Origin of the sequence: Rhizobium sp. 2MFCol3.1 (genome assembly GCF_000377565.1) — a bacterium.
Lineage (GTDB): Bacteria > Pseudomonadota > Alphaproteobacteria > Rhizobiales > Rhizobiaceae > Rhizobium.
The window spans coordinates 199380-223185 of sequence record NZ_KB898361.1; the positions used below are offsets into that span (position 1 = coordinate 199380).

The following is a 23806-nucleotide window of genomic DNA, read 5'->3' on the forward strand; positions in this document are numbered from 1 at the left end:
GCTCAAGGCGAGCGAACGAAGTAAAGGCGCTGAGTCTGGCCACCGGGTGCCAAGTGTCCATTCCCGTCGAGCAAATGGAGAGACCGGCAGATGCTCGGCACAAGACCGAGCATGACGGCGGAGAGGGTGGTCGGCGCCGGAAACCCGTTGAAACGAATGCCCTTCCCAGCCTCGCCGCAACAGGCCTGCGGAACGGCGGAAGAAACCGGGCGGGACGGCGGATGCCGTCCCGGCGGCGCTCGGCTAATCCGAAATCAGCCCTTCAGCTTGGCATTGCAGAGGCTGTAGAAGCCGCCGCCCTTCTGGATCCACTTCAGGCCGTTCAGCGTGTTGGCGTCCTTGTTGGTGTGGTAGGAATCGACGCAGGTGTGCATGCGGCCCTTGCCGGGAGTTTCCTTGGCGTATTTGGGAGCAATCGCCGTCGGGAAGGTCACGCCCTTGGGAGCGTCCATCGTCGGCTTTTCAGGCTCGGCGCCGGTTGCCATCGTAACGTCAGGCTCAGCGGTCGCATCCGGGCCGCACTGCGCCTTGCGGAAGTCGTTCCACTTCATGTCCTTGGCGGAACCATCCGCCTGCGCCGACTTGTACTTGGCGCTGCACTCTTTCATCGAGAGCGCCGAGGACGGCGTGGCGAAGGCGAGCGCGCCGAGCAGGGAAACAGAGGCAAGAATTGTCAGATGCTTGATCATGGTCATTCCTCCAAAGCCTAATATGCAGGCTAAGCCACTCTTATCCCGGCGCATTTTGTTGTCAACGCGGCTTTTTCGATGGTTGCGCGAATATTCCGTGACACCCGGAATGCCGCATGGCCGGGCGCCCTCGCCCCGCGCCGTCCTTTCACGCGACCGTGAGCAGGTGTATAGTCGCGCCGCTGGTTCTTCCCTGCATTTTTATGGAGGATGACATGCGCCAACCCGACATGCAAAAAGTGGATGCCCTCGTCGGCCGGCTGGTCGGCGATATCGGCGCCGCCGTATCCGGCTCCCTGGTGGTGCTCGGCGACGACGTCGGATTGTTCAAGGCAATGAGCGACGGCGAGCCCGTCACCGCCGCCGAGCTTGCGAAAAAGACGGCGGTCAAAGAACGCTATCTGCGCGAATGGCTCTCGGCGCTCGCCGCCGCCGACTATCTGACCTACGACGAAAAGACCGACCGCTTCCGGCTGACACCGGAGCAGGCCCTGGTCTTCGCCGACGAGGACAGCCCCGCATTCTTCACCGGCGCGTTCCAGCTGGTGCAGGCGATGTGGACGGACGAGCCGAAGGTGGCCGATGCCTTCCGCACCGGCAAGGGGCTCGGCTGGCACGAGCACAGCAACTGCCTGTTCCGCGGCACCGAACGCTTCTTCCGCACCGGCTACAACAACAGCCTTGTCACCGAGTGGATACCGGCGCTCGACGGCGTCGAGGACAAGCTGAAGGCCGGCGCCAAGGTCGCCGATGTCGGCTGCGGCCATGGCAGTTCGACCATCCTGATGGCGCAGGCCTATCCCGCCTCGCGCTTCGTCGGCTACGACTACCACATGCCGTCGATCGAACGCGCTCGGATGGCGGCGAAGGAGGCCGGCGTTTCCGACCGCGTCAGCTTCGAGCAGGCGTCGGCCGCAAGCTTCCCGGCCGGGCGCTACGATCTTGTCGCCATGTTCGATTGCCTGCACGACATGGGCGATCCCGTCGGCGCGGGAAAGCATGTGAAGGAAACGCTTGCGCCGGGCGGCACCTGGATGATCGTCGAGCCCTTCGCGCATGATCACCTGAAGGACAATCTCAACCCCGTCGGCCGTGTCTATTACGGCGCCTCGACGATGATCTGCACGCCCGCCTCGATGTCGCAGGAGGTCGGACTGGCGCTCGGCGCGCAGGCCGGCGAAACGCGATTGCGCAAAGTGGCGCTCGACGCCGGCTTCAAGCATTTCCACCGCGCCACCGAAACGCCGTTCAACATGGTGTTCGAGGTTCGCGCTTGAAGAGAGGCCGACATCCACGGCCCGGAGAGGATCGACGCATCGCCAAACGCTGAAAATAGCCATTAACTATCAAACGGATAGGGAAAAGATCAGCACATCGCCATTTTTATGCGTTTTGCCGCTTGCGGGAATCCAAGTGCCTGATTATAAGGGCGCCACCACGAAGGAAGCGCCCTTCGTCTATCGGTTAGGACACCAGATTTTCATTCTGGGAAGAGGGGTTCGACTCCCCTAGGGCGTGCCACTTCTCTCTTCGTTGTCATTGATAACGAACTACTTTTCCCAAAATTCTCTGTAAGTGACAAAGCGAGCGAACCATTCGGCTCGATCCGTTATTCGCCGTTTCGTATCAGGCGCGCCCCCCCTGCGGACACGCGCCCTCCCGACCTCAATCGCGATATTGCGGCTCCTCGGCGTCGAGCATGCGCTTGATCGCCTCCAGATGCAGCCGCGCCGATTCCGGGTCGCCCTCGCGCATCTGGCGGTAGGCGGCCTCGGCGATATCGGGGGCGACGGGCAGGACCTGGCGGCCGGTGGAGAGCGCCAGCGTCTGCACCTGGCAGGCGCGCTCGAGATAATAGAGGTCGTCCCAGGCCTCGGCGATATTGGGCGCCAGCACCATGACGCCGTGATGCTTCATGAAGACGATGTCGGCGTCGCCGATCGCATTGGCGATGCGGTCGCCCTCGCGCTCGTCCAGCGCAAGGCCGTTGTAGTCGCGGTCATAGGCCGTGCGGCCGTAGAATTTCAGCGCCGTCTGGCCGGCGAAGATCAGCGGTTCGCCCTCGGTCATCGACAGCGCCGTCGCATAGGGCATGTGGGTGTGGAAAGCGACACGGGCGCGCGGAACGCGGGCGTGGATGCGAGCATGAATATAGAAGGCGGTCGCCTCCGGCTCGCCCTCGCCCGAGACGACGTTGCCGTGAAAATCGCAGATCAGAAGCTTAGACGCCGTCAGCTCGCGGAAGGCATAGCCATAGGGATTGACGATGAAGAGATCGTCATAGCCGGGCACCAGCGCCGAGAAATGATTGCAGATCCCCTCTTCGAGCCCATGGCGCGCAGCCATGCGAAAGCAGGCCGCCAGATCGGCGCGGGCCTGCCAGACCTCCTCGGTGTCGAGCTCCGGCTGGTTGGCGCCGGAAGCGCCGGTGGCCGCGGAGGACTTGTTCAGGGAATGCGCCATATCGATGCTCCATTGCGATTGAATGTCAGGCAGTAGAAATATGCGGACGGAAACTCAGCCGATCGGCAGGCGTCGCCTGATGATCGCGGCATGGTAGCGTGCTCCGGGCAGAAGGCCAGCGTCGTTGAAATCGAAATCCGGATTATGCAGCGGCGCGGAGTTCTCGCCGTTGCCCATGAAGACGAAGCAGCCGGGCACGTGTTCCAGGAAGCGCGCGAAATCCTCCGATGCGGTCATCGGCTCGGCGGCGACCTTGACGTGGTCAGCCTGCAAGACAGTGCGGGCGGCAGCCACCGCCTCTTCCACCAAGGTGGCGTCGTTGATGAGCGGCACGAATTCGCGCGTGTAGCGGGTTTCGGCGGTCACGTTGTAGGCCATCGCCGTGCCATCGGCGATGATGCGCATCTGCCGCTCGATCTCGGCGCTCACTTCCGGGCGGAAGCTGCGGGCGTCGCCAAGAATGCGGGCAAGCCCCGGCAGCGCGTTGCGGGTGCCGTCGGTGATGAGTTCGGTGACGGAGACCACGGCGATATCGGCGGGGCTCAGCCGGCGCGAGACGATCGTCTGCAGGTTGGTCAACAGCGCGCAGGCGGCGACGAGCACCTCGTTGCCGGATTGCGGGCGGGCGGCGTGGCCGCCCAGCCCGGTGAGGACGATCTCGAAATTATCCTCCGCCGACATGACCGGCCCTGCCCTGGTCTCGAAATGCCCGACCGGCAGGCCCGGCATGTTGTGCAGGCCGTAGATCTCGTCGAAGGGGAAGCGCTGCATCAGCCCGTCGTCGAGCATGGCGAGCGCGCCCTTGCCCCACTCCTCCGCCGGCTGGAACAGGAAGCGCACGGTGCCGTCAAAACCACCCTCCTCGGCCAATAGTTTGGCGGCGCCGAGCAGCATGGCCGTGTGCCCGTCATGGCCGCAGGCGTGCATCGTGCCCGGCACCTGAGAGCGGTAGTCCGCCTGTCCCCGCTCGGTGATACGCAGTGCGTCCATATCGGCGCGGAGCGCAACCGCGCGATTTCCAGTGCCTCGCGTCAGCGCGCCGACGACGCCGGTTCCGCCGACCCCTTCCGCGACCTCAAGGCCGAACGAACGCAGCTTATCCGCCACGAAGGCCGCCGTCCTCGTCTCCTCGAAGCCGAATTCCGGATGCGCGTGCAGATCGCGTCGCCATGCCGTCATCTCGTCGTTCAGCGCTGTCAGGTCGGTCATGTTATCGTCTCCCGATCATGCAGAGAGGTCGCGGACGACATCAAGCAGGATGTCGGCGCCGGCGACAAGGTCATCGGCATCTGTGTGTTCTCTCGGATTGTGGCTGATGCCGTCGCGGCTCGGAACGAAGATCATCGCCGAGGGCGCGATGCGGGCAATCATCTGCGCGTCGTGGCCGGCACCCGATGTCATCCGGCGCGACGACAGGCCACGTCGGCCGGCTGCCTGTTCTATCAGCGCCACGATAGCTGGATCGAAGGTCACCGGCTGGAAACGCGCCAGCCGCTCGACGGAAACGCCGAAACCATCGCGCAATGCCAGCGCATCGAGAAAGGCGTCCAGTGCCGCCTCCTCCTCGCGCAGACGCTGCTCGTCGGGACTGCGGAGATCGACGGTGAAGCTTGCCAGCGACGGGATGACGTTGATGGCGTTCGGCTCGAAGGCCATGCAGCCGATGGTGGCGACAACCGGGATGTTCGACGCCATCGCGCGCTGCCGCAGGAAAACCATCACCTCGGCAGCGGCCTGGCCGGCATCCGAGCGCATCGACATCGGCGTCGTGCCGGCATGGTTGGCGACGCCTGATATCGTCACGCGCTGCCAGGAGATGCCCTGCAGGGTCTCGACCGCGCCGATCCGAAGCCCCTCGCGCTCCAGCACCGGCCCCTGCTCGATATGCAGCTCGACATAGGCTTTCGGCCTGAGAAAGCCGGGCTCGACACCGCCGGCATAGCCGATGCGCGAAAGCTCCTCGCCCAACACCGATCCGTCCGTTCCGACGCTTGCAAGCGCCGCCTCGACCGAGAGCCCGCCGGCATGAACCAGCGAGCCCATCATATCGGGCGCGTAGCGCACGCCCTCCTCGTTGGTGAAGGCGGCCACCGCGATCGGCCGTGATGGTACGAAGCCGTTTCGTTTCAGCGTTTCGATCACCTCCAGCCCGGCGATCACGCCGTAGCAGCCGTCATAAATGCCGGCGTTGATCACGGTGTCGATATGCGAGCCAAGCAGCACCGGCGCTTCGCCAGCGATAGGCTCTTCCGTCCAGATCCCGAAGATGTTGCCGATGCGGTCTATTTTGACATCAAGCCCGGCGCCTTCCAGCCAGGAGACCAGCAGATCGCGGCCGGCGCGGTCCGCATCCGATCCGGCGAGCCGCGTCAATCGGCCATCCTCCCGCCCGACCTCACCCAATTCACGAATGCGCCCGAGCATGCGCTCGCGATCGATGGAAGCAGGGCTCATGCGGATATCTCCACACGGTGACCGACCTTACCCGGTGCTATCCCGACCAGCTCCTCGTAGCGTTGCGGGTCGGTGGCGCCCTCGGTGTTGATGACGAAGACGCGCGCCGTCTCATCGAGCCCGAGCGCCGCCTTGGCCCCGGGATCAGACAGCGCGGCAATCAGTCCGGCGAGGCCAGCGCCGCCGCTTTCGCCCGAAACGATGGCCGGATCGCCGGCAGCGGGCCGCGCCAGCCGGTTCATCACCGCGATCGCGTCGGTATCCTCCACGGTCATGAAACCATCCGCAAGCCGGCTAAGGATTCGCCACGCGATCGGCGACGGCTCGTAGCATTCGAGCATCGCCATGACCGTCGGCTCCGCATGAGCGATTGTAACAGGCCGCCCCGCTCTTGCCGCCTCGAACATGCAGGCGGCGCGGGCCGGATCGACGACGGTGAAAACAGGCCTGTTCTCACCAAGCTCGAGCGCCAGATGCGCGGCCACGGCTGCTGCGATGCCGCCGACGCCGCATTGCACGAAGACATGGGTGGGTATCTCGGGAAGTTGCTGCAGCGCCTCGCGCACCAGCGCCGTGTAGCCCTGCATCACGAGGCCGGGAATGCGCTCGTAACCTGGCCACGCGGTATCCGACACGATCGTCCAGCCGTTTTCGGTGGCGACGCGCGCGGCTTCCGCCACCGAATCATCATAGGTGCCCTCGACGCGGACCATCTCGGCGCCATAGCGGGCGATGGCGGCGACGCGCTCGGCGCTGACGCCTGAGTGAACCGAGATGACTGAGCGGGCGCCGACCAGCTGCGCACCCTGCGCCACCGAGCGCCCGTGGTTTCCGTCCGTCGCGCAGGCAAAGGTCATGGTGGCAGCCACGGCCCTCACCTCAGGCGTCTGCAATTCGGCCATATCGACCGAGCGGCCCAATCGCTTCGATGCCTCGTCGAGCACGAGGCGGGCGACGGCATAGGCGCCGCCAAGCGCCTTGAAGCTCCCAAGCCCAAGCCTGTGGCCCTCATCCTTGACGTGGATGGAGGCGACGCCGAGGTCACGCGACAAGCCTGGCAAGGCAAGCAATGGCGTCGGCTTATGGCCGTCGCGGTGGCTGAGATAGTTTTGCGCATGGGCAGCGCCCTCGGGGCCGAGCATGTCGGCATCGGTTGCGGATAGCGGCTTGCCGAAGTCGGTGTGCGTGTTCTTCAAAAACATGTCGATCCCTCCTGTCCATAAAGATATATTGCAGGAGGCGCGAAAAAGGCGCTGCAAAACGGCCCCTGTTTTGCAAGTTTGTTTCGTGGAGCCGCCATGTCTGCCGATGGTCTTGACCAATTCGACATCGCCATTCTGAAGATCCTGCAGGAGGATAACACGACGCCGCAGCGGGTGATCGGCGAGGCCGTCAACCTGTCAGCGCCGGCCGTCCAGCGGCGCATCAAGCGGATGGAGCAGAGCGGCGTCATCCGGCAGAATTCGGCCCTGCTCGATCCCGCCAAGGTCGGCCAGCCGATCACCATCTTCGTCGAGGTGGAGGTGGACAATGAGCGCGCCGATCTGATCGATGCGCTGAAGCAGAGCTTCGCCGAGGCGCCCGAGGTGCAGCAGTGCTATTACGTGACCGGCGAGGCGGATTTCGTGCTTGTCGTGCTGGTGCCCGATATGGCCCATTACGAGCGGCTGACGCGGCGGCTGTTCTTCGACAGCGGCAATGTGAAGAAATTCAAGACCTTCATCGCCATGGACAATGTCAAGTCGACACTGACGGTGCCGCTCTGATGCCAGCTGGTCAGCGCGCGATGGCGCCATCCATCACCCGCAGCTGGACGCGGCGCGAGCCCTGATAGTGATTGTCGCCGAGCGAACCCGCCACATGCAGGTTGGCACCGCGCGAGTTCAGGAGCAGGTTTCCGAGCTGCGTATCGGCGGCGCGGAAGGCGATGCCGTCGAGGCGGGCGCCGTCCATGGCTTCGAGCGTGACCTTCACATGCTTCTCGCCGACGATCCTGGAATCGCGGACGCGGTGGGCGGGGATGGCGAAGATCGGCTGTGAATGGCCGGAGCCGTAGGGACCCGCCGTTTCCAGGCGATCGATCAAGTCGATCGTCGCGCCGCTGGCGCCGATCGCGCCGTCGATCTTCAGCGTCTCGTTGGCCACCAGCGCTGCCACGGTCTTTTCGGCGCGTTCCGAGAAGAAGCCTCGCAGCCGGCCGAGCTTGTCGCGTTCGACGGTAAGGCCCGCCGCCATGGCATGGCCGCCGCCCTTGACCAGCAACCCCTCATCGACCGCCGCGCGCACCATCTTGCCCATGTCGAAGCCGTTGATGGAGCGGCCGGAGCCGGTGCCCTTGCCATTTGGGTCGAAGGCTATGGCGAAAGCGGGGCGCTTGAACTTTTCCTTCAGCCTTGCGGCGATCAGGCCGACGATGCCTGGATGCCATTTTTCATGCGCGGTGACGATGACCGAGGCGCCGCTGCCGTCGCCATATTCGGCATAGGCCTCGGCCTCTGCCTCCTGCAGCATGTTGGCTTCCATCACCTGGCGGTCGCGGTTGAGCTCGTCCAGACGCTCGGCAATGGCTTCGGCTTCGCCGGTATCGTCGAGTGTCAATAGCCGGCTACCGAGTGCGGCGTCACTGATGCGGCCGCCGGCATTGATGCGGGGGCCGATGAGGAAGCCGAAGTGATAGGGCGTCACCGGCCCGGCAAGGCCGGCCTTGCGAAACAGCGCCGAGAGGCCTGCATTGCCCTGGTGGCGGGCGGCAATCAGGCCCTTGACGACATAGGCGCGGTTCAGGCCCTTCAGCGGAACGACGTCGCAGACCGTGGCGAGCGCCACGATATCAAGCCATTGCAGGAGGTCGATGCTGCGCGCCTTCGGATGGCCGGCCTCGCGCAACAGCCTCAGCGTGGCGACAAGCACGAGGAAGACGACGCCGGCTGCGCAGAGATGCCCCTGCCCCGACAGATCGTCCTCGCGGTTCGGATTGACGAGCGCGTGGCACGGCGGCAGGTCATGTGTCACCTGGTGGTGATCGATGACGACGACGTCGACATGGCGCTTGGCGGCCGCGGCCAGCGCCTCGTGGCTCGTGGAGCCGCAGTCGACGGTGACGATCAGGCGGGCGCCGTTGTCGATCAGCTGGTCCATGGCGGCGGGGTTGGGGCCATAGCCTTCGAAGACGCGGTCTGGAATGTAGATTTCGGATGTCACGCCGAAATGGCTGAGGAAGCGGTACATCAGCGCCGAGGAGGATGCGCCGTCGACGTCGTAATCGCCGAAGATCGCGACCTGCTGGCGCGTGTTGATGGCATCGACGATGCGCTTGGCGGCCTTCTCGCAATCGGTCAGCTTGTAGGGATCGGGCATCAGCGAGCGCAGCGTCGGATCGAGGAACTCGACCGCCTCGTCGACAGTGACGCCGCGGCCGGCAAGCACCCGGGCGATCAGATCCGGCAGGCCGTGCATCTGCGACATGGCGAGCGCCCGGTTCTGCCCGGCCTGGTCCAGCCGCGAGATCCAGCGATTGTCGAGAACGGATTTCTCGACACCCAGAAAGGCGCGCTGTACCGGATCGGCCGGGATATCCATCATGTCACTCCACTGCCACTACAAGGCCGTTCTACAGAGCCGTGACGGCAAACGAAAGACGGCGGAGCACGCCTGCGCCCCGCCGCCCACAGAATAGATCACCATGCGGTGACACGGATCAATCTTCCTTCGGACGCTCGATGCGGATCACCTGCGGTTCGCCGACCAGATAGCCCTCGGTCTTGATCGCCTCGACGGCCTTGCGCACCGAATCCTCGGTGGTCGCATGGGTGACGAGGATGATCGTCTGGTGGTGCGATGGCGAAAGGTGCTGCTTGGAGCGCTGCACGATGGATTCGAGCGAGATGTGGTTCTCGGCCATGCGGGTGGCGACGCTGGCGAAGACGCCGGTGCGGTCGAGAACCGTCAGGCGGATGAAATAGCCGCCCTCGTGGCTCTGGATCTGCGCCTTGCGGTAGGGTTCGAGCGACTTGGCCGGGTGGCCGAGCACCGGAACCTGCTGGGCGCCCGGGCGGCTCTTGGCGATGTCGGCGATGTCGCCAAGCACCGACGAGGCCGTGGCATTGCCGCCAGCGCCGGGGCCGACCATCAGCAGTTCGCCGAGAATGTCGGATTCGATCGCAACCGCGTTGGTGACGCCATCCACCTGGGCGATGACGCTATCGACAGGCACCATGGTCGGGTGCACGCGCTGCTCGATGCCGGTATCCGTGCGCTGGGCAACGCCGAGCAACTTGATGCGGTAGCCGAGATCGGCGGCCGCATGGATGTCGTCGATCGAGATATTGGTGATGCCCTCGAGATAGATGTCGTCCACGGCGATCTGGTTGCCGAAGGCGAGCGTCGTCAGGATGGAGAGCTTGTGGGCGGTGTCGTTGCCCTCGATGTCGAAGGCTGGATCGGCTTCGGCGTAGCCGAGGCGCTGGGCTTCCTTCAGGCAATCGGAAAACGACAGGCCTTCCTTCTCCATCTTGGTCAGGATGTAGTTGCAGGTGCCGTTCATGATGCCGTAGACGCGCGAGATCGTGTTGCCGGTCAGCGATTCACGCAGCGCCTTGATGACCGGGATGCCGCCGGCGACGGCCGCTTCGAAGTTGAGCAGCGCGCCCTTCTCTTCGGCGATCCTGGCGAGCTCGACGCCGTGATAGGCAAGCAGTGCCTTGTTGGCGGTCACCACATGGAGACCGCGATTGAGGGCAGCGTGGACGGCAATGTTGGCCGGCCCCTCGGCGCCGCCGACGAGTTCGACGAAGACGTCGATGTCGCCCTTGGTCGCCAGTTCCTCGGGCGTGTCGAACCACTCGATGCCGCCGACATCGATGCCGCGGTCCTTGGTCTTGTCGCGGGCGGAAACGCCGGTAATCAGGATCGGCCGGCCGCACGTCGCGGCAAGCACGTCGCTGCGCTGCTGAATGATACGAACGAGAGAGGCACCAACGGTACCCAAGCCCGCAACGCCGATTTTAAGGGCATCTGCCATGGATCGATCCTGAAATATGTCATGAATGGCAGCCGCCGGAGCAGCTGCCGAAAGAACTGATTGTATCAGCGGTGAGCGTTCAACGAGACGACGTTGTGCATCGTCTCGTCGGCGGTGGACATGAACTTCTTGATGTTGCGCGCTGCCTGACGGATGCGGTGCTCGTTTTCGACGAGCGCCAGACGCACGTAATCGTCGCCCATTTCGCCGAAGCCGATCCCAGGCGCCACGGCAACGTCGGCCTTCTCGACCAAGAGCTTGGAGAACTCCAGGCTGCCGAGATGGCGGAACTTTTCCGGGATCTTCGCCCAGGCAAACATGGTGGCTGCCGGCGGCGGCACTTCGAAGCCGGCCTTGCCGAAGCTGTCGACCATGACGTCGCGGCGACGCTTGTAGACGCCGCGGACTTCGGCGATATCCGAGCCGTCACCGTTCAGCGCGTGCGTGGCAGCAACCTGGATCGGCGTGAAGGCGCCGTAGTCGAGATATGATTTCACGCGCGTCAGCGCCGCGATCAGGCGCTCGTTGCCGACGGCAAAGCCCATGCGCCAGCCGGGCATGGAGAAGGTCTTCGACATCGAGGTGAACTCGACGCAGACATCCATGGCGCCGGGCACCTGCAGCACCGATGGCGGCGGGTTGTTGTCGTCGAAGTAGATCTCCGAATAGGCAAGGTCGGAGAGCACGATGATGTCGTGCTTCTTCGCAAACGCGATGACGTCCTTGTAGAAGTCGAGCGTCGCGACATAGGCCGTCGGGTTCGACGGATAGTTGACGATCAGCGCCAGCGGCTTCGGGATCGAGTGCTTCACGGCGCGTTCCAGCGGCGGGAAGAAGCTGTCATCCGGCTCGACCGGCAAAGAGCGGATCACGCCGCCCGCCATCAGGAAGCCGAAGGCGTGGATCGGATAGGTCGGGTTCGGGCACAAAATGACGTCGCCGGGCGCGGTGATTGCCTGCGCCATGTTGGCGAAGCCTTCCTTGGAGCCGAGGGTTGCGACCACCTGCGTATCCGGGTTGAGCTTCACGCCGAAGCGGCGGGCGTAATAGGCGGCCTGGGCGCGGCGCAGGCCGGGAATGCCCTTGGACGAGGAATAGCGATGCGTGCGCGGGTCCTGGACCACTTCGCAGAGCTTGTCGACGATTGCCTTGGGGGTCGGCAGGTCAGGGTTTCCCATGCCGAGATCGATGATATCGGCTCCGCCCGCTCGCGCGCTTGCTTTCAAACGGTTGACCTGTTCGAAAACATAAGGCGGCAAACGCCGGACTTTGTGAAACTCTTCCATTTCTTTCCCCACGGAAACGCGGCCACCATGACCGCAAATCGAAGTTCGTCCTAACTTCCGGCTGCTTGCGACACGAACTTCAGAATCGCCAAGGCCGTATTCATCAGACGTCCAGCGCACGGCGATTCTTTGACGGACCGCCTCGGGGCTGACGCTTTATCAGGAAAATTTCATCTTCCGCACCTGACGGAAGGCTTTGCTTGCAAACGCCAGAGAAGGCAAGGCCTTATTTGGTGATTTCGGACAGCGTTTCCGGGCCGTGGTCTTCGGCGAGCTTGCGGTATTCCGCAACGCGGCGCTGGTATTCGGCTTCCGAGATAGTGCCCGCCTTGCGCCGGTTGCTCAGCGCCGTCAGCTTCTGCTGCAGGCCGGACGCTTCCTCGTCGTTCATCTGAACGTTGGCGGCGGTCAGCGGCGCGCCGAAGCCTGGATAGCCATCGCGATAGTGCGACAGACCGCTTTCGGTCGGCGCCTCGCCCTTGGTGGCATTCATGACCACGGCCGTCGGGGCCGCTCGCCTGGCGGCGATCTCGGCCTTTTCTTCCGGCGTTCGCATGCATCCGGCAAGCGCCATGGCCGCGGCGGCGCCGATAAGGGCGATGCGGGTGACGTTTGCGATGGTACGAATGCCTGTGTTGGTCATGCCAGAGGTTCCAAATCCTTAAGCTGCTTCGACTTGTTAAATTCGCAGCCTGCACAAAGCAATAGCATGAAGGCATGTCTGCGGAACTTGTTTTCTTGATCCGAGCGGATACAACTTGATTTGGATAGAGATGCTGCCGCCGGAGGAACCGCGTGACCGACAGCAACCAGGACAAGAGCGATAAGGGCCCGGGCTTCGAGGCAAAGGATTTCGATCCTTACATGCTGAAGGACCCGGAAACGCTGGCGCTGAACTTCGCCCGCGCCCTGGAAAACCTGGGGAAAGCGGCGTCCGCCTGGCTTGGCCCGCGCGAAAGCGGCGAGATCCGCGAAAACACCGCCGACCCCGTCACCGACATGGTCAAGACGCTCTCCAAGGTCAGCGAATACTGGATCTCCGATCCGCGCCGCGCCTTCGATGCGCAGACCAAGCTGATGACCAGCTTTTTCGGCGTTTGGATGCGCTCGATGCAGCGCATGCAGGGCGAATCGCTCGAGCCGGAACCCGATCGCAAGGACAAGCGCTTCGCCGATCAGGACTGGGAGAAAAACCCCTTCTTCGAATTCCTGAAGCAGGCCTATTTCATTACCGCGGACTGGGCAGAAAAACTCGTGACCGAGACCGAGGGGCTGGACGAGCACACGCGGCAGAAGGCCAACTTCTACGTCAGGCAGATCACGGCGGCGATCTCGCCGACCAATTTCGTCGCCACCAATCCGCAGCTCTATCGCGAGACAATCGCGAGCAGCGGTGAAAATCTGGTGCGGGGCATGAAGATGCTGGCCGAGGACATCGTGGCCGGCCATGGCGACCTGAAGCTTCGACAGACCGACATGACCAAGTTCGCCGTCGGCCGCGACATGGCGCTGACGCCGGGCAAGGTGATCGCCCAGAACGAGATCTGCCAGATCATCCAGTACGAGCCGACGACCGAGACGGTGCTGAAGCGCCCTCTCCTCATCTGCCCGCCCTGGATCAACAAGTTCTACATTCTCGACCTCAATCCGCAGAAAAGCTTCATCAAGTGGTGCGTCGATCAGGGGCAGACGGTGTTCGTCATCTCCTGGGTCAATCCGGATGCGCGCCATGCGGCCAAGGATTGGGCGGCCTATGCGCGCGAAGGGATCGATTTCGCGCTTGAGACCATCGAGAAGGCGACCGGAGAGAAGGACGTCAACGCCATCGGCTATTGCGTCGGCGGCACGCTGCTGGCCGCAACGCTTGCGCTGCACGCCAAGGAGAAGAACAAGCGCATCCGCTCCGCGACGCTGTTCACCACCCAGGTCGATTTCACCCACGCAGGCGACCTCAAGGTGTTCGTCGACGAGGAACAGCTGACGCGGCTTGAGAACTACATGAACGTGACCGGCTATCTCGACGGCTCGAAGATGGCGACCGCTTTCAACATGCTGCGCGCCTCCGAGCTCATCTGGCCCTACTTCGTCAACAATTATCTCAAGGGCCAGGAGCCGATGGCCTTCGACCTCCTGTTCTGGAACGCCGACTCGACACGCATGGCAGCCGCCAACCACGCCTTCTATCTGCGCAACTGCTATCTGAAGAACGCGCTGACCAAGGGCGAGATGGTGCTCGACGGCCAGGCGGTATCGCTGAAGAGCGTCAAAATCCCGATCTACAATCTCGCCACCCGTGAGGACCATATCGCGCCGGCGAAATCGGTGTTCCTCGGCAGCCAGTTCTTCGGCGGCAAGGTCGATTTCGTGCTCGCCGGCTCCGGCCACATCGCCGGCGTGGTCAACCCGCCGGACAAGAAGAAATACCAGTATTGGACCGGCGGACCGGCCAAGGGCGAATACGAAGACTGGCTCATCGACGCCGAGGAAGCGGCCGGCTCCTGGTGGCCGCACTGGCAGGCCTGGATCGAGGCCAAGGACGGCAAGCGGGTAGCCGCCCGCAAGCCAGGTGGCGACGCGCTCAACGCGCTCGAGGAAGCGCCGGGCAGTTATGTGCTGGAGAAGGCCTGAGCGGTGCTTATGCGCCGTCACCGATCGGTGACGTCAATCTACTCGAACACAATCACGCTCGCCGGCGATGGCGGCAGCGGGCTGATTGATATGTCGCGGAAGCCCGCCATCGAGGCCATCTCGCGCAGGTTGGACGCCGTATAGGCGTCGCCTTTCGGTGTCGTCGCCAGCATTTCGAAGGCGAAGGCGGCAGGGAAGTCGGGGGAGACGCGGTCCTCGTTGGGGACGAACTCGACGGCGATCAGCTTGCCATTGGCGCTCAGGCTTGGGCGTGCCTTCTTCAGCAGTTCCGCGCAGCCGGCGATATCGAAGTGATGCAGGAAGTTCGGCAGCATGATGAGATCGTAGTCGCTGCCCCAATCGACATCGAAGGCGCTGCCTGCGATGAAGCTGAAACGACCGGCCACACCAGCCGCCGTCGCATTCTCCCGCGTCAGCTCCAGCACCGGCTTCCAGTCGAGCGCGACGATCCGCGCCCGCGGAATGGCCCTAGCGATCTCGATGCCGAAATAGCCGGGGCCGGCGGCGATATCGAGCACCTTTGAGGGTGGCTGCGGCCATGCCGCGACGTCGGCGGCAAGCGTCCTGCCCGCCCCGCCGGTAAAGGCGCCCATGGCGCGGGCGAAGCGCACCCAGACGGGATTATCCGCCGAGAGGTTCGCCAGCCCTTCGGCGCCGCCATTGCGCACGCAGGCGGCGGGGTCGGTCAGAAAGAGCGAGAGCATCTGCGGTGCCGCGATGAAATCGATCGCCGAGCCCATATAGGCGGGCGAATGGCGATCGAGGAACACGGCGCTCGATGGTGTCAGCGCGTAGACGTCGCCGCTCTTGCCGAGGAAGCCGGCGACGACGAGATAGTCGCAGAGAATGCGGACGCCGCGCTCGGCACATCGCATCTCGGATGCCGCCGCTTTTGCCGTCTGGCCGCTTCCGATGACGGTGAAGAGGTCGAGCTCTATCGCCGCCTTGATTGCGGCCGTCTTGCGGACGGCGAACATCGCATCGACAAGCAAAGCCGGCGAAATCTCGTTAACAGGTGCGGTTTGTGCCGAAGACATTGGCGTTTCCCCTCGGAAGCCTTCGATGCCTTTTCATAGCACATAAGCAATATCTTTTCCCGCTAATATTTATGTCAAAACGGCGACATAGGTCACATTGCCCGGCGGAGGCCGAGGAACATTAGAAAAAATCGAACAAGATCAATATGGTTAGCAGACAAGGTGAGGAATTTCGAAACAGGCGCCGCCGCCGTAAAGGGTTTGGTTACCATAATTCGGCATCATCTGAGCCAACCGGAAATAAGCAACAGGCCGCATTTTGGCCCTGTTGCTCCATTACCGGCCCCGGCGAAGAAGTATCCATCTATCTGTACCGCCGGCCTTAGTAACGAGTTGTGAAAGACGAGTGTTATGGCGTTTGCGGTCGATGTGTTTGCCAATACCAGGCCAGTAGGTACGTCCATTTCTCGTTTCAGTCGCTCATTCCGCCTTATGTCCGGGGCGGGTCTCATCGGTGCTAGTTTTGCTGCCTCGGCATGGGTCGTGACGTCGATCGCGACGATGCACGCCGTCGCTCCCGCACCCTACAAGAACGCCATCGGCGATATCGCGCTCGTGCAGCACACCGCCGCGGCCGCTCCCAAAGAGCGCAATATTCACGTGAGCAAGTTCTCCCGCCTGCAGCCGCTGACGGCCGAGAACCGGTCGTCGAAGCGTGATCGCCTGCTGACGCCTGACGTTCTGCGCGCCGCTTTCGTCGGCACATCCGGTCCCGTTATTGCTGACGCCCTGCCGGCGCGCACCGTCGTTGCCGCCGCGCAGCCGTCGAAGGTCAAGGACGACGCCGTTGCCGCAGCCCCTCAGGTCGCCAGCGCCAGCTCGTCCGATCGCATCGTCATCCCGTCCAAGGCGGAGATCGCCGCACTCGAAGGCCCTGCCCTTCTCGCGCTTGCCGCCATGCCGAAGGCCGCTTCGAATGAACAGCAGGCCCGCGTTGCCGTCACCGCGCCCGCTTCCATTCCCGCGAAGCCCGCAGCTGTCGAAGTGGCGAGCGTCGATGTCGAAAGCGACGCCAGCAAGGGCGACGACGCCGGCAACGCCTTCGGCCTCGTTCTCAACGACAACAATTCCGTACCACTGCCTATGGCCCGTCCCGACGGCATGACCAAGCGCGCGCCGGCAAACGACCGCGCCAGCCGCCCTGCGGAACCGGTGCTCGCCTATGCACGGCCTGATATCGGTGACGACGAAGGCGAAATCCCCGTCGTGCCGAAGCGCCAGGCAAGCCCTGTCGCCCGCGCCGGCGTCGCCGTCTATGACATCTCCGCGAGTATGGTCTACCTGCCCAACGGCGAACGCCTCGAAGCCCATTCCGGCCTCGGCAAGATGCGCGACAATCCGAAATATGTTCGCGAGAAGATGCGCGGCCCGACCCCGCCGCATACCTACCAGCTGACAATGCGCGAAAGCCTGTTCCACGGCGTCGAGGCGATCCGCCTCAACCCGGTCGGCGGCGCCGGCAACATCTTCAACCGCGTTGGCCTGCTCGCCCACACCTACATGCTCGGCGCACGCGGCGACTCCAACGGCTGCGTCTCCTTCAAGGACTACAAGCGCTTCCTCGCCGCCTTCAAGCGCGGCGACATTCGCCAGCTGGTCGTTGTCGAAAGCATGCCCGACAAGCCGCGCTCCACCTTCGCCTCGCTGTTCTCGTCGCGGTCCTAAGACCGCGACGCCTGCTCTCACAACATAACTCAGCGGCCGCCGGCGGCCTCGATGATCATCTGCGTGATCTCGTCGGGATGCGAGATCATGGACAGGTGGCTGGATTTGAGCTCGATGGTCTTGGCGCCCATGCGCTTGGCCATGAAGCGCTCCAGATCCGGATTGATCGTCCGATCCTCCGTCGACACCGCATACCAGCTCGGCTTCGAACGCCACGCCGCCTGCGTGGTCTTGCCGGTCAGCAACGCCTTGTGGAACGGCTCCTGCACGGCATAGAGCACCTTGGCCTTCGCCTCCGGCAGATCGCCGGCGAAATCGCGCAGGAATGCCTCCTCACTCAGACGTCCTTCATCGCCATCGAACACAATCCCGGCCGAGGCAGGCGGAGTGGGATAGGTCTTTGCCAGCGCCGTATAGTCCTCGTCCGCATCGGGGGCGCGGGCGGCGACATAGACGAGCGCCGACACCTTGGGATGCACGCCGGCCTCCGTGACCAGCATGCCGGAGAAGGAGTGGCCGACGAGGACAGTCGGGCCATCCTGGCGATCCAGCACCTTCTGGACCGACGCGACGGCCTCCGGCAACGTGGTCAGCGGGTTCTGCACGGCAGTGGCGTTGAAACCGGCGGCCTGCAGGCGCGCGATCACCTCCGTCCAGCAGGAACCGTCGGCGAACAGCCCGTGGGCCAGAACGATGTTGCGCGCCTTGGCGGGCTGCATCATCGCGGCCATGCCGCGTGTGGAAATCAGGGAAGCGGCAGCGCCGGCGAGAAGCGCTGTCGAGAAAGTCCGTCTGTTGATCATCATGGTCTTTACCTTCGGCTTTGATCCATCCGACCCTGCGGCAGGCTGTGATCCCGCGCATGACCGGCACCGGTCGATCTGCATCGGCCTGCTGGTTCTCTTCCGGGCACCGTCACAACACCACTGATGGTGTCGCCGTGCCTTGGCCAAGACCTGCAGCCAAGACACGATCGCCGGCTGGCGCAGGTGAGGATGCCCCTCGTTCAGGCATGTCGTTTATGCCTGATTGTCCTGACGCGACCCGTATACGCCGGTGTCGGCGGTTTTGTTACAGGTCGGGTGCGCGGCAGGACGACTTTAAGCGCTCAGATTTCCTTCAGGCTCGGCGCATTGTCGAGCCGGCCGATCAGGGTCGCGCTCGCCTCGTTGAGGCCGTTTACCTCGACGGAAACGCCGTGCGCCTTGAAGCGCTGCACCACGCGGTCCAGCGCTGCCACGGCGGTGATGTCCCAGAAATGCGCGTGGGTGAGATCGATCGTCACCGCCATGCCCTCGGCATCGGCGATATCGAAGGCGTCGATGAAGACGTCGGCGGAGGCGAAGAAGACCTGGCCGGTTACATGGTAGTCGATGCGCTCGCCGGCCTCGTCCGTGTCCTTGCGGATCGACAGCAGCTTGGCGACCTTGAAGGTGAAGAAGACGCCGCTGAGCAGCACGCCGACGGTGACGCCAAGCGCCAGGTTGGCAGTGAAGACGGTGACGATAACGGTCGCCAGCATGACGATGCTCGAGGTCTTCGGATGCACCACCATGGTCTTGACCGAGGACCAGTCGAAGGTGTCGATCGACACCATGACCATGATCGCGACCAATGCCGCAACGGGCACCTGCGAGACCCATGGCTTCAAGAGCACCATGAGGATCAACAGCAGCGCGCCGGCGAACAGCGTCGAGAGACGGCCGCGACCGCCGTACTTCACGTTGCTGACCGTCTGGCCGATCATGCCGCAGCCCGCGATGCCGCCGAACAGGCTGGCGGCGGCGTTGGCGATGCCGAGGCCGGCGCATTCGCGGTTCTTGTCGCTCGTCGTGTCGGTGAGATCGTCGACGACGCTTGCCGTCATCATCGATTCCAGCAGGCCGACCATGGCAATCGCCAGCGCCGGACCGGCGATGATCTCAAGCGTCTCCAGGTTTAGCGGCACCTGCGGCCAGGCGAAGATCGGCAGCGAATCCGGCAGCTTGCCGAGATCGGCGACGGTCAATACCGGCAGATGCAGGCCGACGGAGGCAAGGGTGAGCAGCAGGATGCAGATCAGCGGTGACGGGATGGCGGTGGTGATGCGCGGCGCGATGTAGATCACCGCGAGACCGGCGGCCAGCATGGCATAGGCAATCCAGTCACCGCCGATGATATGCGGCAGCTGGGCGCCGAAGATCAGGATCGCCAGCGCGTTGACGAAGCCGGTGCGCACCGATTTCGACACGAAGCGCATCAGCACGCCGAGGCGCAGCAGGCCGAACACCACCTGGATGACGCCCGCAAGCAGGCCGGCGGCGAAGAGGTAGGGCAGCCCGTGGGCATGCACCAGCGGTGCCGCGACCAGCGCCACGGAGCCGGCGGCGGCCGAGATCATCGCCGGGCGGCCGCCGGTGAAGGCGATGACGATGCCGATGACGAAGGAGGCGAAGAGGCCGACCTGCGGATCGACGCCTGCGACGAAGGAGAAGGCGATGACCTCGGGGATCAGCGCGAAGGTGGCGACGGCGCCGGCAAGCATTTCGCGGGTCGGATTGGAGAACCAATCCCGGCGGAAGGAGGATACGTGCATGTTGGTGATATCTCGCAAAGCGTGGCCCAACGCGCCCCAGACGGGCGGTCGAAATATGGCGTGCAGGTTTTGCGTTGTCTGGCGGATCGGCGGCCAGAAGAGCCACCCGGAGTTTCACCGGGTCCGTGGTGAGTGGAACCGTTATAAACCGCATTTTTGCCGCGATGCAATATCACCAAGCCATTTGATGACCACAGACATCCAGCGTCGGACGCTGCAAAATCCGTTTCCCTTTTGTACTCTTTGCCTCTTCCATTTCGCGCTGACTCTCTCCATATTCCGGCCATGGCCAAATCTCCGAAAAAGTCCCCCGCCCCCGATGGTTTCGAGGAAGCTCCCCAATCCGCATTCGAAGGCGCGCCCCTAGAGGGTTCCGTCGCCGATTGGGTGAAGCAGCTGGAGGCCGATGCCGAGGCATCCGGTGTCGAGACGCAACGGCAGATCGCCTCCAAGGCCGGCAAGCATCGCAAGAAGGTGGAGATCGCCGCGTCCAAATCCGCGAGGGGCACGTCCATGGGCGGGTCGACCGACCCGAAGACGCGCGCGGCCGCCGGCCTCAACCCGGTCTCCGGCCTCGACGTTTCGCTCGAGGACGCCGCCGCGCTGAAGGCGGGCACGGCCGTGACCGCCACGGTGGAAGCGCTTTCGGCGCTGATCGAGAGCGGCAATCCGCTGTTCAAGGACGGCAAGATGTGGACGCCGCATCGCCCGGCCCGGCCGCCGAAATCCGAAGGCGGCATCGAGATCCGCATGAACTCCGAATATTCACCTGCCGGCGACCAGCCGACGGCGATCAAGGACCTCGTCGAAGGCCTCGACAATGGCGACCGCAGCCAGGTGCTGCTCGGCGTCACCGGCTCCGGTAAGACCTTCACCATGGCCAAGGTGATCGAGGCCACCCAGCGCCCGGCCGTCATTCTGGCGCCGAACAAGACGCTGGCGGCGCAGCTCTACAGCGAATTCAAGAACTTCTTCCCCGATAACGCGGTGGAATATTTCGTCTCCTACTACGATTACTACCAGCCGGAAGCCTATGTGCCGCGCTCCGATACCTTCATCGAGAAGGAAAGTTCGATCAACGAACAGATCGACCGCATGCGCCACTCCGCCACCCGCTCGCTGCTCGAGCGCGACGACTGCATCATCGTCGCCTCGGTCTCCTGCATCTACGGTATCGGCTCGGTCGAGACCTACACGGCCATGACCTTCCAGATGGAAGTCGGCGACCGCCTCGACCAGCGTCAACTATTGGCCGACCTCGTGGCGCAGCAATACAAGCGCCAGGACATCAACTTCGTGCGCGGCTCCTTCCGTGTTCGCGGCGACACGATCGAAATCTTCCCGGCCCACTTGGAAGACGCGGCCTGGCGCATCTCGATGTTCGGCGACGAGATCGACGCCATCACCGAGTTCGACCCGCTCACTGGCCAGAAGACCGGCGACCTGAAGAGCGTGAAGATCTACGCCAACAGCCACTATGTCACCCCGCGCCCGACGCTGAACGGCGCCATCAAGTCGATCAAGGAAGAGCTGCGCCTGCGCCTCGCCGAGCTCGAAAAGGCCGGCCGCCTGCTCGAAGCCCAGCGCCTGGAACAGCGCACCCGCTACGATGTCGAGATGCTGGAAGCGACCGGCTCCTGCGCAGGCATCGAGAACTATTCGCGCTATCTCACCGGCCGCAGCCCCGGCGAGCCGCCGCCGACCCTGTTCGAATATATCCCCGATAACGCCCTGCTCTTCATCGACGAAAGCCACGTCACCATTCCGCAGATCGGCGGCATGTACCGGGGCGACTTCCGCCGAAAGGCGACGCTTGCCGAATACGGCTTCCGCCTGCCGTCCTGCATGGACAACCGGCCGCTGCGCTTCGAGGAATGGGACGCGATGCGCCCCGACACCGTCGCCGTCTCGGCCACCCCGGGCGGCTGGGAACTCGACCAGTCCGGCGGCGTCTTCGCCGAGCAGGTGATCCGTCCGACTGGCCTGATCGACCCGCCGGTCGAGGTCCGCTCCGCCCGCAGCCAGGTCGACGACGTGCTGGGCGAGATCCGCGAGACCGCCGCCAAGGGATACCGCACGCTCTGCACCGTGCTCACCAAGCGCATGGCCGAGGACCTCACCGAATATCTGCATGAACAGGGCGTGCGCGTCCGCTACATGCACTCCGACATCGACACGCTGGAGCGTATCGAGATCATCCGCGACCTTCGTCTGGGTGCTTTCGACGTGCTCGTCGGCATCAACCTTCTGCGCGAAGGCCTCGACATTCCCGAATGCGGCTTCGTCGCCATTCTCGACGCCGACAAGGAAGGCTTTCTGCGCTCGGAGACGTCGCTGGTACAGACCATCGGCCGCGCGGCGCGTAACGTCGACGGCAAGGTCATCCTCTATGCCGACAACATCACCGGCTCGATGCAGCGCGCCATGGACGAAACCGCCCGCCGCCGCGAAAAGCAGGTGGTTTACAACACCGAACACGGCATCACCCCGGAATCGGTGAAGGCGAAAATCTCCGACATCCTCGACAGCGTCTACGAACGCGACCACGTCCGCGCCGACATCTCCGGTGTCTCAGGCAAGGGCTTCGCAGACGGCGGCAACCTCGTGGGCGGCAACCTGCAGACCCATCTCAACGCGCTCGAAAAACAGATGCGCGACGCCGCCGCCGACCTCGACTTCGAAAAGGCTGCGCGCCTGCGCGACGAAATCAAACGCCTCAAGGCCGCCGAACTCGCCGTCATGGACGACCCGATGGCGCGCGAAGAGTCCAAGGCCATGGAAGGCATCAAGCGGAACGCGAAAGCCACCCGCGAGTCCCTTCTCCCCAGCGGGGAGAAGGTGCCCGGCAGGGCGGATGAGGGGGCCACGACCTCGACCTCCCTCTTCCAGAAACCCACCCTCGACGACATGGGCCCGGGCACAGACACCGCCATCCCGTCCCGCACCTTCCGCCGCAACGACCTCGACGAAATGACCGTCGGCCGCACGGAAAAGCCCGTGTCAGGCAAGCTCCCGGAAAAGCCCGACGCCGCCAAGAGCACCAAGCGCTTCTCCCCCCTGCTCGAAGGCCAGCCCGACCGCGACGACCCACGCCCCCTGGTGCGCGGCAAGACGGGTGTCGGCAGCTATGAGGATGCGGGGGATGTGAAACGGCAGAAGCGGACGAAGGGCAAGACGGGGCGGCCGGGGCGGTAGGTCGGCGGCTGGAATCCAATACACGCAACAGCATAGATCGGGCTGCAGCTTGGTAGGTTGCAATTAGGCTACCCGGAACGGGCTAGGAGCAACCCGAGAGCGAAATAAATAGTTCGCTCTAAGAATAGCAATATTGCTCTGATTTTTCGTGGAATAAGCTGCAACCGACCTTGAAATATCGGGTTTCTCACACTTAAATAGTTATATCCATGGTTGCCATGGCGTCGGACGTGAAGCTGGACCTGTCCATGCGGATCGCGCGCCACGGAGACCACGCCGAGGTTGCACTTGCGGCCGAGGTGGCTGTCGTCGCGGCTCTGCCGTGCGCAGTGGAAGAGGTTAAGCTGACCGTTGGTCTCGAAGCTGTGAATACGCCATCTTCTGATGGTCCCCAAGCAGCAGATAGCCAATTTAAGCGGTGGCCCGGCCTCGAGCGGCAAGCGCTTGACATTGCCAAAAACCTGCTAGGGTGAAAGGTGAAGAAATGTGTGAACTTGCCCTCAAAAACTGACCCCGCTGGGTCGAATTACCGGCTTGTGCGTCCTCGCATTCGCCGCAGCGTCCATGGTTGCCATGGCGTCGGACGTGAAGCTGGACCTGTCCATGCGGATCGCGCGCCACGGAGACCACGCCGAGGTTGCACTTGCGGCCTAGGTGCCTGTCGTCGCGGCTCTGCCGTGCGCAGTGGATGGGTGCCAGTCAACGGTCGGGACAGTATGTAAGGGGACCCGAGCGGAGAACGAATGAACACGCTAATTCGGGAAGTACGGTCC

Annotated in this window: 18 protein-coding genes, 1 tRNA gene and 1 other annotated feature; of the genes, 7 read left to right on the forward strand and 12 right to left on the reverse strand. The window is 63.6% G+C overall.

Translation table 11 applies throughout. The features are described from left to right. Positions 1–254 precede the first annotated feature (254 nt). Complete coding sequence (locus D460_RS0118305) at positions 255–689, reverse strand: hypothetical protein (protein WP_018900032.1); 435 nt, start codon at positions 687–689, stop codon at positions 255–257. A gap of 215 nt (positions 690–904) precedes the next feature. Here D460_RS0118305 and D460_RS0118310 point away from each other — a divergent pair, with 215 nt between their 5' ends. Further along, positions 905–1966 (forward strand): class I SAM-dependent methyltransferase, encoded by a 1062-nt coding sequence (locus D460_RS0118310; protein WP_018900033.1) that lies wholly within the window; start codon positions 905–907, stop codon positions 1964–1966. A 169-nt stretch (positions 1967–2135) separates the two neighbouring features. After that, positions 2136–2210: transfer RNA gene (locus tag D460_RS0118315), tRNA-Glu, on the forward strand. Between the two features lie 144 nt (positions 2211–2354). On the opposite strand, the gene D460_RS0118320 is transcribed toward D460_RS0118315, so the two are convergent. The 4 genes from D460_RS0118320 to D460_RS0118335 are packed head-to-tail and all read right to left on the reverse strand — an operon-like array spanning position 2355 to position 6808. Further along, entirely contained in the window at positions 2355–3152 is a 798-nt protein-coding gene (locus D460_RS0118320; RefSeq protein ID WP_018900034.1) for an aldolase, read from the reverse strand. A gap of 54 nt (positions 3153–3206) precedes the next feature. After that, positions 3207–4361, reverse strand: a complete 1155-nt coding sequence (locus D460_RS0118325) for a M20 aminoacylase family protein (protein ID WP_018900035.1) — start codon at positions 4359–4361, stop codon at positions 3207–3209. 15 nt (positions 4362–4376) lie between these two features. Continuing rightward, positions 4377–5606, reverse strand: coding sequence for a Zn-dependent hydrolase (locus D460_RS0118330; protein WP_018900036.1), 1230 nt, complete (start codon positions 5604–5606; stop codon positions 4377–4379). After that, a complete protein-coding gene (locus tag D460_RS0118335; RefSeq protein ID WP_018900037.1) occupies positions 5603–6808 on the reverse strand; it encodes a diaminopropionate ammonia-lyase in 1206 nt (401 codons plus the stop codon). The genes D460_RS0118330 and D460_RS0118335 overlap by 4 nt, the downstream gene beginning before the upstream one ends. Positions 6809–6904: 96 nt before the next feature. Here D460_RS0118335 and D460_RS0118340 point away from each other — a divergent pair, with 96 nt between their 5' ends. Beyond that, the gene (locus tag D460_RS0118340) at positions 6905–7372 is read left to right on the forward strand and encodes an Lrp/AsnC family transcriptional regulator (RefSeq protein WP_018900038.1); all 468 of its coding nucleotides are present in this window, start codon (positions 6905–6907) and stop codon (positions 7370–7372) included. A gap of 10 nt (positions 7373–7382) precedes the next feature. On the opposite strand, the gene recJ is transcribed toward D460_RS0118340, so the two are convergent. The 4 genes from recJ to D460_RS0118360 form a co-directional block, all read right to left on the reverse strand. Continuing rightward, positions 7383–9188 carry a single-stranded-DNA-specific exonuclease RecJ gene (gene recJ, locus D460_RS0118345; protein ID WP_026283286.1) on the reverse strand — a complete coding sequence of 602 codons (1806 nt, stop codon included), beginning with the start codon at positions 9186–9188 and terminating at the stop codon, positions 7383–7385. Positions 9189–9303: 115 nt separating this feature from the next. Then, positions 9304–10626 carry a homoserine dehydrogenase gene (locus tag D460_RS0118350; protein ID WP_018900040.1) on the reverse strand — a complete coding sequence of 441 codons (1323 nt, stop codon included), beginning with the start codon at positions 10624–10626 and terminating at the stop codon, positions 9304–9306. 65 nt (positions 10627–10691) lie between these two features. Beyond that, entirely contained in the window at positions 10692–11912 is a 1221-nt protein-coding gene (locus D460_RS0118355; RefSeq protein WP_018900041.1) for an LL-diaminopimelate aminotransferase, read from the reverse strand. Positions 11913–12138: 226 nt separating this feature from the next. Continuing rightward, a complete protein-coding gene (locus D460_RS0118360) occupies positions 12139–12555 on the reverse strand; it encodes a hypothetical protein (protein ID WP_018900042.1) in 417 nt (138 codons plus the stop codon). 152 nt (positions 12556–12707) lie between these two features. Here D460_RS0118360 and phaC point away from each other — a divergent pair, with 152 nt between their 5' ends. Beyond that, positions 12708–14540 (forward strand): class I poly(R)-hydroxyalkanoic acid synthase, encoded by a 1833-nt coding sequence (gene phaC / locus D460_RS0118365; RefSeq protein ID WP_018900043.1) that lies wholly within the window; start codon positions 12708–12710, stop codon positions 14538–14540. A gap of 38 nt (positions 14541–14578) precedes the next feature. Here the strand turns inward: phaC and D460_RS0118370 are convergent, their stop codons facing one another. Next, on the reverse strand, positions 14579–15598 hold the full coding sequence (locus D460_RS0118370; protein ID WP_018900044.1) for a methyltransferase: 1020 nt from the start codon (positions 15596–15598) through the stop codon (positions 14579–14581). A 351-nt stretch (positions 15599–15949) separates the two neighbouring features. Here D460_RS0118370 and D460_RS0118375 point away from each other — a divergent pair, with 351 nt between their 5' ends. Continuing rightward, a complete protein-coding gene (locus tag D460_RS0118375; protein WP_026283287.1) occupies positions 15950–17263 on the forward strand; it encodes a tlde1 domain-containing protein in 1314 nt (437 codons plus the stop codon). Between the two features lie 29 nt (positions 17264–17292). Here the strand turns inward: D460_RS0118375 and D460_RS0118380 are convergent, their stop codons facing one another. Both D460_RS0118380 and D460_RS0118385 read right to left on the reverse strand, forming a co-directional pair. Beyond that, positions 17293–18069, reverse strand: a complete 777-nt coding sequence (locus D460_RS0118380) for an alpha/beta hydrolase (protein ID WP_018900046.1) — start codon at positions 18067–18069, stop codon at positions 17293–17295. 302 nt (positions 18070–18371) lie between these two features. Continuing rightward, positions 18372–19838 (reverse strand): SulP family inorganic anion transporter, encoded by a 1467-nt coding sequence (locus D460_RS0118385; RefSeq protein WP_018900047.1) that lies wholly within the window; start codon positions 19836–19838, stop codon positions 18372–18374. 72 nt (positions 19839–19910) lie between these two features. Then, positions 19911–19966 (reverse strand) — a sequence feature (sul1 is cis-regulatory element that is thought to sense ions involved in sulfur or methionine metabolism; They are found in Alphaproteobacteria). A gap of 157 nt (positions 19967–20123) precedes the next feature. Here D460_RS0118385 and uvrB point away from each other — a divergent pair. Beyond that, entirely contained in the window at positions 20124–23033 is a 2910-nt protein-coding gene (gene uvrB, locus D460_RS0118390; protein ID WP_026283288.1) for an excinuclease ABC subunit UvrB, read from the forward strand. Positions 23034–23263: 230 nt separating this feature from the next. Then, a complete protein-coding gene (locus tag D460_RS0118395; protein WP_245267766.1) occupies positions 23264–23506 on the forward strand; it encodes a hypothetical protein in 243 nt (80 codons plus the stop codon). Positions 23507–23806 lie beyond the last annotated feature (300 nt).

What these genes read in the sequence shown, in the direction of transcription:
- D460_RS0118305 (WP_018900032.1), bottom strand. Translation starts at nt 689, where the DNA reads ATGATCAAGCATCTGACAATTCTTGCCTCTGTTTCCCTGCTCGGCGCG.
- D460_RS0118310 (WP_018900033.1), top strand. Translation starts at nt 905, where the DNA reads ATGCGCCAACCCGACATGCAAAAAGTGGATGCCCTCGTCGGCCGGCTG.
- D460_RS0118320 (WP_018900034.1), bottom strand. Translation starts at nt 3,152, where the DNA reads ATGGCGCATTCCCTGAACAAGTCCTCCGCGGCCACCGGCGCTTCCGGC.
- D460_RS0118325 (WP_018900035.1), bottom strand. Translation starts at nt 4,361, where the DNA reads ATGACCGACCTGACAGCGCTGAACGACGAGATGACGGCATGGCGACGC.
- D460_RS0118330 (WP_018900036.1), bottom strand. Translation starts at nt 5,606, where the DNA reads ATGAGCCCTGCTTCCATCGATCGCGAGCGCATGCTCGGGCGCATTCGT.
- D460_RS0118335 (WP_018900037.1), bottom strand. Translation starts at nt 6,808, where the DNA reads ATGTTTTTGAAGAACACGCACACCGACTTCGGCAAGCCGCTATCCGCA.
- D460_RS0118340 (WP_018900038.1), top strand. Translation starts at nt 6,905, where the DNA reads ATGTCTGCCGATGGTCTTGACCAATTCGACATCGCCATTCTGAAGATC.
- recJ (WP_026283286.1), bottom strand. Translation starts at nt 9,188, where the DNA reads ATGATGGATATCCCGGCCGATCCGGTACAGCGCGCCTTTCTGGGTGTC.
- D460_RS0118350 (WP_018900040.1), bottom strand. Translation starts at nt 10,626, where the DNA reads ATGGCAGATGCCCTTAAAATCGGCGTTGCGGGCTTGGGTACCGTTGGT.
- D460_RS0118355 (WP_018900041.1), bottom strand. Translation starts at nt 11,912, where the DNA reads ATGGAAGAGTTTCACAAAGTCCGGCGTTTGCCGCCTTATGTTTTCGAA.
- D460_RS0118360 (WP_018900042.1), bottom strand. Translation starts at nt 12,555, where the DNA reads ATGACCAACACAGGCATTCGTACCATCGCAAACGTCACCCGCATCGCC.
- D460_RS0118370 (WP_018900044.1), bottom strand. Translation starts at nt 15,598, where the DNA reads ATGTCTTCGGCACAAACCGCACCTGTTAACGAGATTTCGCCGGCTTTG.
- D460_RS0118375 (WP_026283287.1), top strand. Translation starts at nt 15,950, where the DNA reads ATGGCGTTTGCGGTCGATGTGTTTGCCAATACCAGGCCAGTAGGTACG.
- D460_RS0118380 (WP_018900046.1), bottom strand. Translation starts at nt 18,069, where the DNA reads ATGATGATCAACAGACGGACTTTCTCGACAGCGCTTCTCGCCGGCGCT.
- D460_RS0118385 (WP_018900047.1), bottom strand. Translation starts at nt 19,838, where the DNA reads ATGCACGTATCCTCCTTCCGCCGGGATTGGTTCTCCAATCCGACCCGC.
- uvrB (WP_026283288.1), top strand. Translation starts at nt 20,124, where the DNA reads ATGGCCAAATCTCCGAAAAAGTCCCCCGCCCCCGATGGTTTCGAGGAA.